Annotated in this window: 15 protein-coding genes; 8 read left to right on the top strand and 7 right to left on the bottom strand. The window is 69.4% G+C overall.

The window, feature by feature from the left end; all coding sequences use genetic code 11:
• Nucleotides 1-48: 48 nt before the first annotated feature.
• Complete coding sequence (locus ACZ3HL_RS40985; RefSeq protein ID WP_465537143.1) at nt 49-759, bottom strand: GntR family transcriptional regulator; 711 nt, start codon at nt 757-759, stop codon at nt 49-51.
• Between the two features lie 122 nt (nt 760-881).
• Here ACZ3HL_RS40985 and ACZ3HL_RS40980 point away from each other — a divergent pair, with 122 nt between their 5' ends.
• Both ACZ3HL_RS40980 and ACZ3HL_RS40975 read left to right on the top strand, forming a co-directional pair.
• Nucleotides 882-1,796, top strand: coding sequence for a glycoside hydrolase family 16 protein (locus ACZ3HL_RS40980; protein WP_465537141.1), 915 nt, complete (start codon nt 882-884; stop codon nt 1,794-1,796).
• A 9-nt stretch (nt 1,797-1,805) separates the two neighbouring features.
• Complete coding sequence (locus ACZ3HL_RS40975) at nt 1,806-2,669, top strand: sigma-70 family RNA polymerase sigma factor (protein ID WP_465537140.1); 864 nt, start codon at nt 1,806-1,808, stop codon at nt 2,667-2,669.
• A gap of 553 nt (nt 2,670-3,222) precedes the next feature.
• On the opposite strand, the gene ACZ3HL_RS40970 is transcribed toward ACZ3HL_RS40975, so the two are convergent.
• A complete protein-coding gene (locus ACZ3HL_RS40970) occupies nt 3,223-4,467 on the bottom strand; it encodes an HNH endonuclease signature motif containing protein (protein WP_465537138.1) in 1,245 nt (414 codons plus the stop codon).
• Between the two features lie 256 nt (nt 4,468-4,723).
• Nucleotides 4,724-5,218 carry a GNAT family N-acetyltransferase gene (locus ACZ3HL_RS40965; RefSeq protein ID WP_465421103.1) on the bottom strand — a complete coding sequence of 165 codons (495 nt, stop codon included), beginning with the start codon at nt 5,216-5,218 and terminating at the stop codon, nt 4,724-4,726.
• 98 nt (nt 5,219-5,316) lie between these two features.
• Between ACZ3HL_RS40965 and ACZ3HL_RS40960 the strand changes: the two genes are divergently transcribed.
• On the top strand, nt 5,317-6,093 hold the full coding sequence (locus tag ACZ3HL_RS40960; protein ID WP_465537137.1) for a cyclase family protein: 777 nt from the start codon (nt 5,317-5,319) through the stop codon (nt 6,091-6,093).
• The gene (locus tag ACZ3HL_RS40955; protein ID WP_465537134.1) at nt 6,090-7,697 is read left to right on the top strand and encodes a thiamine pyrophosphate-binding protein; all 1,608 of its coding nucleotides are present in this window, start codon (nt 6,090-6,092) and stop codon (nt 7,695-7,697) included. The genes ACZ3HL_RS40960 and ACZ3HL_RS40955 overlap by 4 nt, the downstream gene beginning before the upstream one ends.
• A gap of 5 nt (nt 7,698-7,702) precedes the next feature.
• On the opposite strand, the gene ACZ3HL_RS40950 is transcribed toward ACZ3HL_RS40955, so the two are convergent.
• Genes ACZ3HL_RS40950 through ACZ3HL_RS40940 form a run of 3 tightly spaced genes read right to left on the bottom strand, consistent with a single transcriptional unit; the run spans nt 7,703 to nt 11,624 of the window.
• On the bottom strand, nt 7,703-8,965 hold the full coding sequence (locus ACZ3HL_RS40950; protein WP_465421096.1) for a class I SAM-dependent methyltransferase: 1,263 nt from the start codon (nt 8,963-8,965) through the stop codon (nt 7,703-7,705).
• A 26-nt stretch (nt 8,966-8,991) separates the two neighbouring features.
• Complete coding sequence (locus ACZ3HL_RS40945) at nt 8,992-10,377, bottom strand: FAD-binding oxidoreductase (RefSeq protein WP_465421094.1); 1,386 nt, start codon at nt 10,375-10,377, stop codon at nt 8,992-8,994.
• Between the two features lie 38 nt (nt 10,378-10,415).
• Complete coding sequence (locus tag ACZ3HL_RS40940) at nt 10,416-11,624, bottom strand: SGNH/GDSL hydrolase family protein (protein WP_465421091.1); 1,209 nt, start codon at nt 11,622-11,624, stop codon at nt 10,416-10,418.
• A gap of 113 nt (nt 11,625-11,737) precedes the next feature.
• Here ACZ3HL_RS40940 and ACZ3HL_RS40935 point away from each other — a divergent pair, with 113 nt between their 5' ends.
• The 4 genes from ACZ3HL_RS40935 to ACZ3HL_RS40920 all read left to right on the top strand — a co-directional run bounded on the left by ACZ3HL_RS40935 (nt 11,738) and on the right by ACZ3HL_RS40920 (nt 16,958).
• Nucleotides 11,738-12,109 carry an MmcQ/YjbR family DNA-binding protein gene (locus ACZ3HL_RS40935; protein ID WP_465537133.1) on the top strand — a complete coding sequence of 124 codons (372 nt, stop codon included), beginning with the start codon at nt 11,738-11,740 and terminating at the stop codon, nt 12,107-12,109.
• 120 nt (nt 12,110-12,229) lie between these two features.
• The gene (locus ACZ3HL_RS40930) at nt 12,230-13,396 is read left to right on the top strand and encodes a sensor histidine kinase (protein ID WP_465421087.1); all 1,167 of its coding nucleotides are present in this window, start codon (nt 12,230-12,232) and stop codon (nt 13,394-13,396) included.
• Entirely contained in the window at nt 13,393-14,055 is a 663-nt protein-coding gene (locus ACZ3HL_RS40925) for a response regulator transcription factor (RefSeq protein WP_465421085.1), read from the top strand. Before ACZ3HL_RS40930 ends, ACZ3HL_RS40925 begins: the two co-directional genes overlap by 4 nt.
• Nucleotides 14,055-16,958 (top strand): AfsR/SARP family transcriptional regulator, encoded by a 2,904-nt coding sequence (locus ACZ3HL_RS40920; protein ID WP_465537131.1) that lies wholly within the window; start codon nt 14,055-14,057, stop codon nt 16,956-16,958. Before ACZ3HL_RS40925 ends, ACZ3HL_RS40920 begins: the two co-directional genes overlap by 1 nt.
• Here ACZ3HL_RS40920 and ACZ3HL_RS40915 read toward each other — a convergent pair.
• Nucleotides 16,930-17,370, bottom strand: a complete 441-nt coding sequence (locus ACZ3HL_RS40915; RefSeq protein WP_465537130.1) for a hypothetical protein — start codon at nt 17,368-17,370, stop codon at nt 16,930-16,932. The two genes, ACZ3HL_RS40920 and ACZ3HL_RS40915, sit on opposite strands and share 29 nt — an antisense overlap.
• Nucleotides 17,371-17,499: the final 129 nt, after the last annotated feature.

Below are 17,499 nucleotides of genomic sequence, written 5' to 3'. Positions count from 1 at the left end.
CGGGAGTCTCGCACGGACTCCCGGATGGACGGTCCCGGCGCGCCGGAGTCAGCCGGAGGTGTGGTCGAACTTCAGATGCGAGGTGATGCGGTACCGGTCGCCCCGGTAGATCGAGCGGGTGTACTCGATCACGCGGCCGTCCGTGTCACGCGTGGTGCGTTCGAACAGCAGCGCGGGGGAGTGCTGCGGGACGCCGAGCAGCCCGGACTCGTCGGCGTCGGTGACGGTCGGCTCGATGACCTGCACGGCCGTGGCGGGGACGACCTCGTACCGGGTGCGGAGCAGTTCGTAGAACGAACCGGACTCGAAGCCGGCGGCCGTGATGTCCGGCACGACGTCCCGGGGTACCAGGATCCGTTCGATCGCCATCGGCGCGTCTTCGACCACCCGGACCCGGGTGACGGCCACCAGGGTGTGGCCGGGGGAGACTTCGAGCCGCTTGCCGAGCCGGGCGCCCGCCGGGGTGGTGGCGAACTCGATCACCCGGCTGGTCCAGTGCCCCTCGGCGGGCGGGGCGAACTGCTCGCGCCCGGGGGTGGACACGAGGTCCTGGGAGATCTTGCGCGGCGCGGTGAAGGTCCCACGGCCGTGCTGACGGACCACGAGACCGTCTCGCTCCAGCTCGTCGATCGCGGCCCGCAGAGTGGGGCGCGAGACGCCGATTTCACTGCTCAGCGCGCGTTCCGAAGGCAGGACCTCGCCCGGCTGCCGCCGCTCGATGAGCTGGCGTAGCCGGTCCTTGACCTCAGTTCGCCGCATGACCACAGCCTACCCAGTGGTCGGCGCGAATTGGCTGGTGGACAAGTTGTCTAGACCTATTGACTTTACCACTTCACCGGGTGACGGTGGAAAGAAACTGACCAGTGGTTAAGGAGACGACGATGTCGAACACAGGGAAGTTCCGAGCCGCCGCCGTCGCCGCGCTGTCGGTCGCCGCACTGGCGGTGGCGCCGGGTGCCGCTGCCGGAGCGGCCGCTTGCGGGGCACTGTTCGACGATTTCCACTACGGCTCCCACACCGACGGGCTCCTCGCCCAGCACGGCTGGCAGGTGCGCTCCGGCGCCGGTGGCCCCGGCGTCGGCGGTGCGCGCTGGGCTCCGGAGGGCATCACCTTCCCGACGTCCGATGGGGACAAGGTCCTGCAACTCGCCTCCACCACCGACGGCACGCCCGCGGGCACGACGCAAACCGAGATCATCCAACCCGACCGGCGGTTCTTCGAGGGGACCTACGCCGCCCGGATCCGCTTCTCCGACGCGCCGGTGTCGGGCCCGGACGGTGACCGGATCAACCAGACGTTCTTCACCATCAGCCCGCTTCGCTACGACAACGATCCGATCTACAGCGAGCTGGACTTCTCGGAGTACCTGCCCAACGGCGGCTGGGGCGAGGCGGGCCCGGTGAACTTCCAGACCAGCTGGCACACCTACACGCCGGATCCGTGGTACGCCGAGAACAAGAGCGACAGCCAGCGCCGCAGCATCGACGGCTGGCATTCCGTGGTGGCGACCGTGTCCGGCGGCCATGTGCGGTACTACATCGACGGCGCGCTGGTGGCCGACCACGACCGGAGCGGGCCGTTCGACGTGTACCCGCGGCAGAACATGTCCCTCAACGTGAATCAGTGGTTCATCGACCTCACGCAGCACAGCGGCGGCACGAGCACCTACCTCGAACAGGTCGACTGGGTCTACTACGCGAAGAACGAGGTCCTGACGCCGCAGGCCGCCGCCGGACGGGCCGCGTCGTACCGATCCTCGGGTGTCCGGTTCGCCGACGACCTCGGTGGCTGTTAGATATGAGCCGTGGATCGGCTGACTGAGCGTTTCGAGGAACACCGGACCAGGCTGCGGGCGGTGGCCTACCGGATGCTGGGCTCGGTCAGCGAGGCCGAGGACGCCGTCCAGGAGACATGGCTGCGGCTCGACCGCACCGACGCGGCGGAGATCGAGAATCTCGGCGGCTGGCTGACCACGGTGGTGGCGAGGGTGTGCCTGAACGTGCTGCGCTCGCGTGACTACCGCCGGGAAGAACCGCTCGACGATCGGCTCGCCGAACCGGTCGACACCTCGGCCGATCCGGCCGCCGACGCGGTGCTCGCCGACACGGTCGGGCTGGCGATGCTGGTCGTCCTGGACACGCTCGCGCCCGCCGAACGGCTCGCGTTCGTCCTGCACGACATGTTCGCGGTGCCGTTCGACGAGATCGCCCCGCTGATCGACCGCACCCCGGCCGCGGCCCGGCAACTCGCGAGCCGCGCCCGGCGCCGCGTCCAGGGCCGATCCGTCGCCACGGAACCGGACGTCGCGCGACGGCGCCAAGTCGTCGACGCCTACCTTGCCGCGGCCCGCGGCGGCGACTTCGCAGCGCTCCTCGAACTCCTGCACCCCGACGTCGTCCTCCGCGCGGACAAGGCGGCGGGCCCCTCGCGCGAGCCGATCTTCCTGCGGGGCGCCAATGTGGTGGCTCGTGGTGCGGCGGCCGCTTCGGTGCGGGCGGCGGTCACTCAGCTCGCGCTGGTGAACGGCGGCATCGGTCTCGTGATGGCCGACGAGGGAAGGCCTTCGGTGGTCCTCGCGTTCGCCTTCGTGGACGGGAAGATCAGCGAGATCGACGTCATCGCGGATCGGGAACGGTTGCGGGGGCTGGATCTGGTGATGGTGGACTGACCCGGGTCGCGGTGAGCGTGACGACTTCGAGCGCACGAGGGAGAAACGCGTTGGTGAGCTGAGATCCGCGAATGTGGTCCAGTTGGACACCGTCGCTGACGGAGTCGACGAGGTCTGCGTCGGGGGTGATCGGCCACGATCATCGATGAGTTCTCCGTGATCGACAGGCCGCCGCCGGCGATACCGCAGGAAGGTCAGAAGAGGATCTTCGGCTCGCTCGAGCCGAAGATCCCTATCCAGCTTCGGATTCATCTATCGCGACAACGCATGTGACGGCACGGCCAAGGGTTATTCAGAGACCTGATGCGCTCGGGCGGTCACCGACCACATCTGTCTGCTGACCGAGGCACTGGCCGTCGACCTCGGGAAGCGGCTGGCCGGGCGGTCGGAGAGCTCGATGTTCGGTACGCGGTTCAACTGAGCCGAAGATACGGGGAGGGTGGTTCCCTGGAAGTGAGGACGGACTGCGACAACTTGGTGCTTCGTGTGGTTGGTGTCGTTCTCCGGGCATGCCGAAGGGCCCGTCGCCGGTGGGGCGGCGGGCTCGTCGGGTTCAGCGGTGGTTGTGGCGTGGTGTTTGTAGTGGGTCGAGGTATTGGGGTGGGATGAATTCGGGTCGTCCGTTGGTGATTTGGACTTTCCAGCCGGATTGGCCGTGGATGACCATGTGGTGGTAGCGGCAGAGCAGGCAGAGGTTGTTCAGGTCGGTGTCGCCGAGTTGGCCCCACGGCAAAATATGGTGGGCCTCGCAATGCTTCGGTCTTCGTCGGCAGCCGGGGAAGGCGCAGCCGTGGTCGCGGAGGTTGAGGGCTCGGCGTTGGGCGGGGGTGACGCTGCGGGCGGCGCGGCCGATGTCGAGGGGTTCGCTCTCGGTCCCGAGGACGGCGGGGATGATTTTCGCGTCGCAGGCCAGCATGCGGGCGTGGCGGGCGGTGATCTGGGAAATCCCGTCCACGCAGGCGGACCCGAGCCCGGAGGTCAAAGTCTCCAGGGGGATGGTGACCACGACGGTGGTGCGGTCCCCGGACAACGTGGGCGCCTTCTCGTTGGTCATCGCGTAATGGATCGCGTCGAACAACGCGTCGCCATTGCGCTCGCCCGGGGTTCGGGGGTCGCGGTTGCCGTCCTGGTCGATGGGTCTTCGTTGTCCCCAGGTTTCGAACAACGCGTTCGCCCGGGCCCCGAACTCCGGATCCAGTAAACCGTTGAGCCGCCACCAACCGTCGTCGCGTTTGCGCAGATGCACCTCGCGTGACGGGGGTTTCAGGTCCTCGTCCTTCGGTTCGTTCCCGTCGGGGTCGAGGTGGGCCAGGAGTTCCGCGCCGACGTTGGTGATCTCCTGCGGGCCGGCGTGGCGGGCCAGGTCCACCAGGATCTGCTCGGCGCCGGACCGGTCCTCGGCCGAGGCGTCGGCGGGGATTTTCTTCAGCACCGCGAGGATCGGGTCGAGTTGCTGGTGCCCGAGGTCGCCGTCGGCCGCGGCGGCTCCGGCGATGGGAGCGAAGGCGGGTGCGGGGGTGCCGTCGAGGTTGCGGCTCTCGTTCACCGCCAGCGCACGCGTCACGGTGTCGCGGGCTTCGTTGGGAGTGATCCGGGCGGTTTCGGCGAACCAACCCGCCGTGGAGCCGTGCCCGAACAGTTCCATCGGGCCGCGGGACTCGATCTCCGCCAGGTACTGCCCGACCTCCGCCAGCGCCTGCCGCGCCACCGACAACCGCTCGACCACGCCGTGCGCGAGTTCCCGCGCACCGGCGCGCCACAGCTCCTGCGGCGGTTCGAGGATTCGTTGGCTGGACACCCTGCAAGAATACCATCACTCGAACAAGTGTACGAATGTGAAAATTGCTCTGCTTGGACTCGGATGGTCAGTGCACCGACCGTGGATAATGCTCGTTCTGGGTGGCGAAAGGGCGTTTCGTTGCGGTCGGTGGGGCGCGAGTTGATCCTTGGAGTCGGACGGTCGGCCGCCTGGGGATAATGGCTGTAATGTAGGGAATTGGCGATGGCCGGCACCTGGTGTTGTTGAAAAGAAAGGAAAACGTGAAGGCGCGAGGTCATGAGCCGGACGGCGACCCGATGTCAAGGCGCAGAATGGTTTCTTCGATTTCGGCGTCCCTGGCCGACGCGTAGGCCGTCTCGGTGCCGATGACACTGAAGCCTGCCTTCCGCAGGACCCGAAGCGATCCGAGGTTGTCGCTGGCGGCGCGGGCGTACAACGGCCGATCCTCGACCAAGTCCAGGAAAAGTGCGAGGGCTCGGCCGGCGACTCCTCGCCCCCAAACCGAGCGGTCGATCCAGTAGGTGATTTCAGCGTCGCCTTCCACGAAGAACCTGCCGATGGTGCCGAGGAATCGTCCGTCACCCGTCACCGCGCGCAGGATGAGCTCCGGAGAAGTCCTCAACCTCGCCAGGTGGAGGTCGAAGGCTTCGCGATCGTCGGGATCCCTGGCGATGAACGCGGCCATCCGGACCGACTCGGGGTCACGCATCAGCTCGAACAGTGCGTCGAGGTCACGATCCTCGACCGGCCGCAGTGCCACCTCGACCATCGATCTCCTCCTCAGCGTATCGGCGACGTACCCGGCAGCCATCAAACCCGAAATCCGCCTAAGGTGACCGAAGACGCCGCAGTCCCCGGGAGGCACGCATGTCGTTGTTGGCCCAGCTGAACACCGCGATCACCTCGGGCACGATCGAGGTCGTCGACCTCACCGCCCCGTTGAGCGCGAGCACCCCGATCCTTCAGTTGCCGGAGCCGTTCGCGAACACGATCCCGTTCGGCCTGGAGGAGATCAGCCGCTACGACGAACGCGGGCCCCGCTGGTACTGGAACAACATCCACACCGGCGAGCACACCGGGACCCACCTCGACGTTCCCGTGCACTGGGTGTCGGGAAAGGACGGCCACGACGTCTCCGAGGTGCCGCTGCGCACGCTGGTCGCCCCTGCCGTGGTGCTCGACGCGACGGCCCGCGCGGCCGAGGATCCGGACTTCCTGCTTTCCATTGAAGACATCCGCGAATGGGAGCGCGTGAACGGGCCGCTGCCCGACGGTGGCTGGCTGCTCTACCGCACGGGCTGGGACGCCCGTTCGCATGATCAGGAGTCCTTCCTCAACAACGACGAGAACGGTCCGCATTCGCCGGGCGTCTCGGGGGAGTGTGCCCGCTGGCTCGCGGAGGAGGCGCCGATCACCGGGTTCGGGGTGGAGACCGTGGGCACCGACGCGGGGCAGGCGCTGGCACTCGAACCGGCCTTTCCCTGCCACGAACTCCTGCTGGGCGCGGGAAAACATGGCCTGACCCAGTTGCGGAACCTGGCGAGCCTGCCGCCCACCGGAGCACTGCTGGTCGTCAGCCCGCTCCCGATCGTCGGCGGTTCCGGCAGCCCCGCCAGGGTGTACGCGCTGGTCGAGCGGGCATGAGGGTCGCGGAGCTGGTCGGCCGCACGCTGGCGGAACTCGGCGTGGGTGCCGCGTTCGGGGTGGTGGGCAGCGGCAATTTCGAGGCCACCAACGGATTACGCTCCGGAGGGGTGCGGTTCGTCGCCGCGCGGCACGAGGGCGGCGCGGCGAGCATGGCCGACGCGTACGCGCGGATGAGTGGCCGTGTCTCGGTGCTGAGTCTCCATCAGGGCTGCGGGCTGACCAACGCGCTCACCGGGATCACCGAGGCCGCCAAGAGCCGGACACCGATGATCGTCCTGGCCGGCGACACCGCGGCGTCGTCCGTGCTGTCGAACTTCCGGGTGGACCAGGACGCGCTCGCGGACGCCGTCGGTGCCGTGCCGGAGCGCGTGCACGGCGCGCGCACTGCGGTCGCGGACACGATCCGCGCCTATCGGACGGCGGTGCAGCAGCGCCGCACCGTCCTGCTCAACCTGCCGCTCGACGTTCAAGCCCAGGAAGCGCCCGAAGCGGTCCGAATCCCGAAGATCCCCGGTCCGGCGTCGATCCGGCCGAACGCCGAGGCAGTGGCGACGCTGGCCGACCTCCTTGTCGAAGCACGGCGACCGGTGTTCATCGCCGGCCGCGGCGCACGGGCGAGCGCGGCATCTCTCACGGCGCTCGCGGAAGTGTCCGGCGCGCTGCTGGCGACTTCGGCGGTGGCGCACGGCCTCTTCCGCGACGATCCCTTCTCGATCGGGATCGCGGGCGGCTTTTCGTCGCCACCGGCCGCGGACCTCGTCAAGGGCGCCGACCTCGTGATCGGCTGGGGCTGCGCGCTGAACATGTGGACCACCCGGCACGGCACGCTGCTCGGCCCGGACGCCCGGCTCGTCCAGGTCGACGTCGACCAGGCCGCGCTCGGCGCGCACCGGCCGATCGACCTGGGCGTCGTCGGAGACGTCACCAGCACGGCCGTGGACGTTCACGCCGAACTCGCAAGGCGTGGCCACAGCGCCCAGAGACAACGAACCGGAACACGGTGGAACGACGTGCCGTATAACGACCTATCCGGCGACGGGAGGATCGATCCGCGCACGCTCAGCCGCCGGCTCGACGAGATCCTGCCCGCCGAACGGGTGGTCTCGGTCGACTCCGGCAACTTCATGGGCTACCCGAGCGCGTACCTGTCCGTTCCCGACGAGAACGGCTTCTGCTTCACCCAGGCGTTCCAAAGTATCGGGCTCGGTCTCGGAACGGCGATCGGCGCGGCGCTGGCCCGGCCGGACAGGCTGCCGGTGCTCGGAGTCGGTGACGGCGGCTTCCACATGGCCGTCTCCGAGCTGGAAACCGCCGTACGACTGGGCATCCCGCTTGTCGTCATCGTCTACAACGACGCGGCGTACGGTGCCGAGATCCACCACTTCGGCGCCGCGGACATGACGACGGTCCGGTTCCCCGACACCGACATCGCGGCGATCGGACGCGGTTTCGGCTGCGCCGGGGTCACCGTGCGGTCGGCCGAAGACCTGGCCGCCGTCACGGAATGGCTCGGCGGGCCGCGGGACGCGCCACTCGTCGTCGACGCCAAGATCGCCGACGACGGCGGCTCGTGGTGGCTCGCCGAAGCCTTCCGGCATTGAGTCCGCTAAACGCCCCAGTCCGGCCTCAGCGGCATGCCCGAGTCACCGTCCGGACCGACCTTCACCCCGAGCACCTGGTGCAGTTCTATCTCCCGCCGCTCGAAGGCGAGACGGCACGCGGCCATGTACAGCGCCCAGACGCGGCTCCGCCCGGCGCCCGCTTCGGCGACGGCCGCGTCCCAGTTCGCGTCGAGGTTGGCGCACCACGCGCCGAGGGTGGTGGCGTAGTGCTCGCGGAGGTTCTCCGAATGCCGCACCTCGAGCCCGCTGTCGTGCATCGCGGTGGTGATCTCCCCGACGGCCTCCAGCTCTCCGTCGGGGAAGACGTACCGGTCGATGAACCCGCGTGACCGGTGCGCGACGGAGGTGTCCGGATTGGTGATGCAGTGATTCAGCATGCGCCCGTGCGGCTTCAGTTTCCCGGCGAGGAAACGGAAGTACGACGGCAGGTTCCGCGCGCCGATATGCTCGGTGAGCCCGATCGACGACACCGCGTCGAAACCCGTTTCGGTGACGTCGCGGTAGTCGAGATGCCGTACTTCGGCCTTGTCCGCGAGCCCCTTGGCCACGATGTCCTTCTGCGCCCATTGCGCCTGCTCGCGCGAAAGGGTGACGCCCAGTGCCTCGACGCCGTAGTTCGCGACGGCGTGCTCGACCATCCCGCCCCAGCCGCAGCCGACGTCCAGCAGCCGCATCCCCGGCCGGAGACCGAGTTTCCGGCACACCAGGTCGAATTTGTGCGCCTGTGCCTCTTCCAGCGAGGCGTCGGGGGACGGATAGGCGGCGCAGGTGTAGGCCATCGACGGCCCGAGCACCAGCTCGTAGAACCGGTTCGAGACGTCGTAGTGGTTGGAGATCGCGTTGCTGTCCCGCGCTTTCGAGTGCCGCAGCCCGTCGACGGTGCGCTTGAGGCGGCTCGGCAGCTCCTCGGCGGGCGGGGTGACGCGCCGCAAATGCGTGGGGCCGAGTTTGCGCAGCAGCCACAACCGGTCGGCGGCGCTGAGCTGATCGACCTGGGAAACGAGCGCACGCAACGCCGTGTAGAGGTCACCGTCGACGTCGAGCGCGCCGGCGACGTAGGCCCGCGCGAGACCGAGGTCCCCCGGGGACGACATCAGGTACGTCAACGCCAGCGGCGACCGCACCTCGATCGACACGGGTGCGTCCGCGGGCCCGCTCGTGCTGCCGTCGTAGGCGGTGATGGACACTTCGGTGCTCGGGCCGAGCAACCGCTCGAAGATCTCGCCGACGGTCGTCGTCTCAGCCATGGTCGTCTCTCTTCTTCTCGCCCGGGTCACCGCCGCCGCACGCATTTCGCGTACAGGTCGAGCAAGCGGCCGTCGGGGTCGTAGGCCGTCTTCAGTTTTCGGTAGGTGTCGCCGTTGTACAGCCGCCAGAACTCGTCTTCGGTATAGAAACTGTCGGAATACAGCGACTTCCGCCCGCCGAGCCGGGTCACTTCGGCCTCGATCAGCCGATTGTGCGTATCCGGTGCCTCGCCGGGGTCCAGCGGGACCGCGGACCAGAACCCGAAGTTGACGTACAGCGTTTCGGGGTCCAGTTCGTACAGCGGTGAGTTCACGCCGCCCGGCCGCTGCTTCAGTGGGCAGATCCACACCGGGCTGATCGGGATCTCGCGGCGGAAGAAGTCCAGGAACTCCGCCGCCCGCGAGAGTGGTACTTCGATGTCCTGGACGATGGTCTCTTCCGGGGGAAGCCCGCGCAGCTTGAGCAGTTTCGCGGCGATCCCGAACCGGCGGTCGAGCGCCACGACCTTCCAGTAGACCGACGACCGGAGCAGCCGCCTGCCCAGCAGCAGCCGGGGGAGCCGGTGCTGCACGCCGAACGCCCGCGAGCACCAGAACCAGTCCGTGTCCCAGCGCCACAGGTAGTCCCGGACGCTCAGATGGTCCGTCTCGCGGGAGCGGATCGACTTGTAGTAGATGTCGAGCCAGGTGTAATCGCTGGTCGCGGGCGCCGAAGTGGTGAACGTGCCCAGTGTCAGATACTGCTCGCCCGGTCCGAAGACGGTCCCGTCCACGAAGTCGGCCGAACCGCTACGGCAGGCCTCGCCGAGCGCGGCGAAGTACTCCTCGGTGTCGTCGTACCGCACGTGGTCGAGCCGCACGTACGGTTTGACCGGCTCCAGTTCGATCTTCAGCCGCAGCGCGTAGCCGAGCGTCCCGTAGGAGTTCGGGAAGCCGTGGAACAGGTCGCTGTGCTCGTTGTCGGGCCGCGCGAGGACGATCCTGCCGTCACCGGTGAGCAGCTCCATCTCCAGCACCGACTCGTGCACGAGCCCGTTACGGAACGAGGACGACTCGATGCCGAGGCCGGTGACCGCGCCGCCGAGCGTGATCGTCTTGAGCTGCGGCACGACAAGCGGCATCAACCCGTGGGGCAGGGTCGCGTCCACCAGTTGCTCGTAGGTGACCATGCCTTCGACGTCGGCCGTGCGCGCCAAGGGATCGACGTCGAGCACGTGGGTGAATCCCGAAACGTCCAGACCCGGAGTGCTGGTCGCCTTCCGTGCCCGGAACAGGTTCGATGTCCGCTTCGCCAGCCGGATCGTGCCGTGGAGATCCGCGAGCTGTGCCCGGAGCGTTTCCGCCCGCGCCTCGTGCTCGGCGAATCGGACCAGCCGCGCCGTCTCCCGGATACCGCTGTCACCGCTCGCCATCAGTTCATCGTGCCCCACCGAACCGGCCGGCGCAGCCCTTATTCGTGCCGGAGTCCGGGCAGCGGGACGGCGTTCGCCATGGCGGTGAAGCCCTTGTCGCCGGGATGGAGGTGATCGCCGGAGTCGTACTCGGGCTTGATCCGCTGCGGGTCGGCGGGATCGCGGATCGCCGCGTCGAAGTCGATGTACCCGTCGAAGAGCCTGCTGGTCCGGATGAACCGGTTCACCGCCTGCCGGGTCTCCTCGAGCTGCGGAGTGTACGAGCCCCAGCCCTTCCACGGCGTGATCGTCGCGCCCAGTACCCGCAGGCCGCGGTCGTGCGCCCTCGTCGCGATCTGCTTCAGCGCCGAGATGATCTTGTCCGGATCGGCCTGGTGCGGGGTCTGCTGGATGTCGTTGATGCCCTCGAACACGATCGCCGTCCGCACGCCGGACTGGTTCAGGACGTCCCGGTCGAGCCTGGCCAGCGCGTTGACCCCGTAGTTGCCGCCGTCGAGCAGCAGCCGGTTCCCGCTGATCCCCGCGTTGAGCACGCCGAGCCGCGCGCTGATCTTGTCGGCGAGCTGATCGGGCCAGCGCAGGTTCGCGCCCCAGGTCGAGTACGCCCCGTCGGTGATCGAGTCGCCGATCGCCACGACGCTGCCCCGCAACCCGGCGCCACGGACGTCCACTCCGGACACGTAGTGCCACACCGCGGTCTTCTCCGGGAACGCGGCCGCCGACTCGTCGGCCGCCTTGTCGCCGTTCCGGGTGAAGTACGAGTTCTGCATCGCGAGCGGGTGGTAGGTGACCGGACCCGACGGCGCCGGGGTGTACGTGGTGACCAGCAGGTCGCCGTCCCTCGGCACGGTCAGCGGCGCGCCGTCACTGACGATGTCGGCACCCGGCGGCACGGTGACCTCGCGATCCCCGCCGAAGGTCAGCGTGCGCATCGTGCCGGGCACGGCCTGCGGGGTGTCCGGGCCCGCGGCGACCGCGACGGTCACCCGGCCGAACAGCACGGGAGTCCGGCCGAAGGCGTTGGACAGCCGCACGCGGACCTCGTGCCCGCCGGCGCTGGTGTGCACGATGTTGCGGATCGAGAAGTTCGGGTAGCCGTTGTCGGTCCCGGCCACCCCGGCCGCGGGCGCCGCCGCCCAGGTGCCCACCCAGCCCCTGGTGACGGCGCTCTCCACCGGGGCCGCCGCGGCGCTCGGCACCAAGCCCAGCACCAGGATTCCCGCTACGGCGAGATGCTTCACGCGCATGTCGGTTCGCCTCCACCCAGTCGGCTCCACTCATCGTCAAGGAATCACCGAGAGGCGGTCAACGGCCCGGACAGGACAGGTTTCTGTCGGTGGGCGCGGTTAGCCTGAACGCCATGAAACCCGCCGTGCTCGCGAAGCTCTGCCTAGGCCTCCCCGGCGCCCGGGAGGAGTTCCCGTTCGGGGAGGACATCAACGTGTTCAAGGTCGCTGGCAAGGTCTTCGCGCTCGGCCCGCTCAAGGCGAAGCCGCTGCGGATCAGTCTCAAATGCGAGCCCGATCTGGCGGTCCGGCTGCGCGCCGAGTATCCGGCGATCATCCCCGGGTACCACCTGAACAAACGACATTGGAACACCGTCGAGCTGGACGGCTCGCTGACCGACGACTTCGTGCGGGAGATGATCGAGGACTCCTACGACCTCGTCGTCGCGGGCCTGCCCAAACGAGAACAGGAGAAACTGAACTGGGTGGCGCTCAGCCACGAATGACCGGCCCGGGTTTCATCCGGATTTCATCCCACCGTGCTCGTCCGGCCTCCTACCGTGGGCGGAGACGGGTGCCGCCCGCCGCACGATGACTCGCTCATCGGGACTTCCTAGGCTGATGCCGTGCTGGAGATCTTGCGGGACCGGTTCCGGGCACGGGTGCAGGCGAGTCTCACCCGGGCCGGGCTGACCCTGCCGTGGTGGGGGGCGTTGTGCGCGAGCGCGGTGAGCTTCGTGTTCACGGTGGTCGCGCTGGTGCAGCGCGACGCGCTGCTGCCGCCCGAGCCGATCGCGCTGGCCGGTCTGATCGTGATCGCGCCGTCGGTGATCTGGACGATCACCGACTGGATCATGCCGTGGGTGAGGATGACGGCGCTGATCATCGCCGCCTCGGTGCTGCTCATCGAGCCGGTGCTGCCGGATTTCGCGCCGTTGCTGTTGCTGGTCGCGGCCACCGAAGCGGGCAGTGTCCTGCGGACGACGTGGGCGATCGCCATCGTCACCGTCGCGAGCGAGGCGGTCCTGATCGTGGCCGGGATCTGGGGCGGGCTGATCGGCGGGCCGGTGTACATGGTCGCGATCCTGCTCGGCCTCAGCGGCGGGCTCATGGTCCGCTGGTACACCAGGGTGCTGGACGCCGAACGCGGCAACCGGGACGCCTCCCGCGACAAGGCCCTGCTCGCCGAGCGGCAGCGCATCGCGCGTGAGGTGCACGACGTCGTCGGTCATTCGCTCAGCATCACGCTGCTGCACCTGACCGGCGCCCGGCACGCGCTGCAGCAGGACCGCGACGTCGACGAGGCGATCGAAGCGCTCACCGAAGCCGAGCAGGTGGGTCGGGCCGCGATGGCCGACATCCGCCGCACGGTCGGCCTGCTCGCCGACTCCCCGTCGGGCAGTGCCCCGCTGCCGGGGGTGGAGGACATCGCGACGCTGGTGGAACGCACTCGCAGCGCCGGACTGGCGGTGCGCTATACACAGGAAGGCGACCTCGGCCGGGTAGGCGCCTCTGAAGGATTGGGCCTCTACCGGATCGTGCAGGAATCACTGGTCAACGTCGTCAAGCACGCCCCCGGCGCGGCCGCCGAAGTCCGGCTGAACGCAGGCCGTTCGGGGCTGAAACTCATCGTCAGCAACACCCTCCCGGCGACCGTCCGGCGCGCGGCGGAGGACGGTTCGGGACTGGCGGGGATGGCCGTCCGCGCGGCCCAGCTCGGCGCCGATCTCAGCGCCGGGCCCAGTGGCAGGCAGTGGATCGTGCAGGTCACCGTGCCGGGAGTCAAGCTGTGACCGCCGCCGAGATCCAGGTACTGCTGGTCGACGACCAGGAGCTGGTCCGGTCCGGGCTGCGGCGCATCCTGCGGCGCCGCGACGGGTTCGTCATCGCGGGGGAATGCGGCGACGGTTCGGAAGTGCCGTCGGCGCTGGCCGCGCACGAGGTCGACGTCATCGTGATGGATCTGCGGATGAAGAACGTCGGCGGGGTCGAAGCGACCAGGCGGCTGCGGCGGTCCGGCGGGCATCCGCCGGTGCTCGCGCTGACCACCTTCGACGACGACAACCTCCTGGCCGACGCGCTGCGTGCGGGCGCGGCCGGTTACGTCCTCAAGGATTCCCCGGCCGAGGACCTGATCCGGGCCGTACGGGCGGTCGCCGACGGCGACGCGTGGCTCGACCCCGGCGTCACCGGGCGGGTGCTCGCCGCGTACCGGCAGGCCGCCGGGAACGGCAGCGGCGGACGCTCGCCGGAACTGCTGACCCCGAGGGAGCAGGACGTCCTCAGGGCGATCGGCCGCGGGCTGACCAACGCGGAGATCGCCGCGGCACTCGTCATTTCGGAGGTGACCGTGAAAAGCCATATCGGCCGGATCTTCACCAAACTCCAGCTGCGGGACCGGGCGGCGGCGATCGTGTACGCGTTCGACCACGGGATCGTGGTGCCGGGCTGATGCGCAACGATGGGGGGATCATGCCGGACTCGCGACTTCGCTTCGAACTACTCGGCCCGTTGCGGGCCTGGCACGGGGAGACCCGGTTGGACCTGGGGCCGGTCCGGCAGCAGGCCGTGCTGGCCGCGCTGTTGCTGCGCCCGGACGTGACCGTCAGCCACTACGAACTGACCGACGGGCTCTGGGAGAAGCCGCCGGAGTCGAACGTGCTGCCGGTGTACGTCCGGCGGCTGCGGCAATGCCTGGACACCTCTGGCCAGAAGCCGCGGGACTCGGTGATCGTGTCCGATCGGGGCGGCTACCGGTTCGCCAGCGGCGGGGTCCGGCTGGACGTGGTCCGGCTGGAGGAGGTCGCCGCCGTCGCGGCCGCCGCCGAGCAGTCGGGCGACCTCGTCGCCGCGGTGGACACCTTCGCCGACGCGCTCCGGCTGTTCCACGGCGAGCCGCTGACCGGGCTGCCCGGCGCGTTCGTCCAGGGCGAGCGGCGACGGCTGGAGGAACGCAGGCTTCTGTTGCTGCGCCGGAAACTGGGGGCACAGCTGAAGCTCGGGCGGTTCGACGAGGTGATCGGCGAACTGTCGGCGCTGGTGTCCGCCGATCCGCCGAGCGAGCCGCTGGCCGCGTTGCTGATGAAGGCGCTCTACGGCGGCGGGCGGCAGGCTGAGGCACTGGAGGTGTTCACCGACGTCCGCGAACGGCTGATCGAGCAGCTCGGCGTCGAGCCGGGTGAGGAGCTGCGGCAGGTGCAGGAGGCGGTGCTGCGCGGGGACGAAGCGCTCCTCGGTGTCGCGCCGCGCCGTGAGCCGTCCCGCCGGATCCGCAACGAACTGCCCGCCACCAACGGCGAACTCGTCGGCAGGGACCGGGAACTCGCACTGCTCGTCGAAGACGGCGATCCGGAGTCGGTCTCGGTCGACGCCGTCGACGGTGTCCCCGGAGCGGGGAAGACCACGCTCGCGGTGCGCGCGGCCCACCGGCTCCGCGAGTCCTATCCGGACGGTGCGCTGTTCGTGGATCTCCACGGCTACACCGAAGGCCGCGAGCCGGTGACGCCGGAGCGCGCGCTGCGGCGGCTGCTGCGCGCGGTCGGTGTCGAGGACGGGGCGATGCCGGATGATCTCGACGAACTGGCGGCGTCGTGGCGGGCGGCGACCGCGCAGCTGCGGTTGCTGCTGGTGCTCGACAACGCCGAGTCGGCCGGGCAGGTACGGCCGCTGCTGCCGTCCGGGCCGGGCAGCCGCGTGCTGGTGACCAGTCGCCGCCGTCTGTCCGGATTGGACGCCGACCGCCGCGTTTCCCTTGGCGCGCTGGGTCTCGAAGCCGCCGAGCGACTGCTCAGCCGCATCGTGGGGGCGCCAAGGGCAGAGGGGGAGCGGTTCGCCGTGCGCGCGCTCGCCGGACTGTGCGGGCGGCTGCCGCTCGCGCTGCGGATCGCGGGCGCCCGGCTGCAGAACCGTCCGATGTGGACGTTCAAGGACCTGGTCGACCGGATGTCGGACGACGAACGCAGGCTCGGCGAACTGACGGCCGAGGATCGCAGTGTAGAGGTGGCACTGCGCCTGTCGTACGACCAGCTGAGGCCCGCCGAGCAGGCCGCGTTCAGCGTGCTCGGCCTGTCACCGACGACGGAGTTCGACCGGCTGACGGTCGCCGCCCTGCTGGACTGCTCGCCGGCCGAAGCCGAGCGGCGGCTGGAAAGCCTGGTCGACGCCAGCCTCGTGCAGGAGCCCGCGAGCGGCCGCTACCGGCTGCACGACCTCGTGGCGGTCTATGCCCGCCGGCTCGCCGGGGAGATGCCGGAAGACGCCGCCGACGCGGCTCGGAAACGGGTGTACCGGCTCTACCTCAGCGCTGCTCGCCGGGCGAGCGAGTGGGGTGTCGCGCGATTCCCCTTGGAGACCGGGGGACCGTTCACCGGGCAGCGTGACGCTTCCGCCTGGCTCGACGCGGCCGGCGATCTGCCGGAGGTGGTGTCGCAAGCGGCCGAAGCCGGGCTGGCCGACCTCGCGTGCTCGGTCGCCGAGGGCCTGGTCGACTATCTCGCGCGGCAGCAGCGGTACCACGAATGCCGGACGGCGTTGCAGGTCGCGTTGCCGCTGGCCGAACAGGCCGAAGACGAACGACTCGTCTCGTCGCTGCGGTTCTGTCTCGGCTACGCCTATGCCATGCAAGGCCAGCTCGACCGGGCGCGCGGCTGGTTCGACGACGCGCTGCGAGCGGGCCAGGCGTCCGGAGACCGCGGAGTGGAGGCGCGGGCGCTCGGCGGCCTGACCATGGCGGATCTGATCGCGGGACGGCACGATCTCGCCATCCCCGGGATGCGGCGGGTGATGGTTCTGGCCGAGGAGGTGGGGGACCGCTGGCTCGCCGAACGGTCGCTTTCCGCGCTCGGCTATCTCGCTTACCTGCAGGGCGAGTACGAGGAAGCACTCACCCATCTCAGCCGGGCTCGTGAGCTGAGCGAGGAGATCGGCAGCCCGGGGATGCTGGCCAGGGTGCTGTGCCACTGTGGCACCGTCCGGCTGGAGACCGGCAGGTTCGCCGAAGCCGCGCTGGATCTCCGGCGGTCCGTCGAACTCGCCGAGGAGACCACGGACGGCCTGCTGACCGCCACCAGCCTCGCCAGGCTGGGCGCCGCGGAGCTGGAGCTGGGAAATCTCGACGCGGCTTTCGAACTCCAGCGGCGGGCGCTGACGGCGGTCACGGAGGAGACGATCGTCGGGATGGAGTCCGAGATCCGCAACCGGCTCGGCCGCACCCATCTCGCCGCCGGCGATCCGGTGGCCGCCAGGGAACACTTCGAGTGGGTGCTCACCACCATCGGGCCCGACGGTGATTCCCTTCAGCGCACCCTCGCGCTGGAAGGTCTGGACCTCACCAGACAGTCGGTACGCCGGCGTTGACGATGGTGAAGCGGTGCCCCGCCATGCTCGTCTTCCAGCGCGCGAAGTAGGCGTCGGCCGCGTCGGCCAGGTGCACCCCGGCGCGGATCTCGTGGACGACGTAAGCCCATTCCGCGCCGTCGCACAGCACCAGTTCCCGCGGCGCCCCACGCGTGCGGAGCACGGAGGAGCAGAGAGCGCCGCGCCTGCCGACGGTGCTGTTTTCGAGGCAGCGACGGAGGTCTTCGACGGCGTGGTCGGCCGTCTCGAACAGCGTCCAGCGGTACCTCGGCGACGGGCGGCCGTCGGCCCACGGCGTGGAGAACGCCGCCCAGCTCCAGCCCGGCCCGACGAGCCCGTCCCGTTCCCCGGGACTCGGCGCGTCGTCTCTGGGCACCACCATGTTGTACGGGGTCCGGCTCGCCGGGCTCATGCACGTCTCCTCGTGGACCAGCGGTCCGCGGCCGCGGATCCGTGCCGGAACCGTAAAGCGGAGCCATGAAATCCCGATGAAACGCCGGTGGCCTTCACGGACCTGCGACCAAGTGGCCATCTCAATCAG

This window comes from Amycolatopsis sp. NPDC000009 (assembly GCF_055563465.1).
This window is presented reverse-complemented; position numbering and strand designations above follow the sequence as displayed.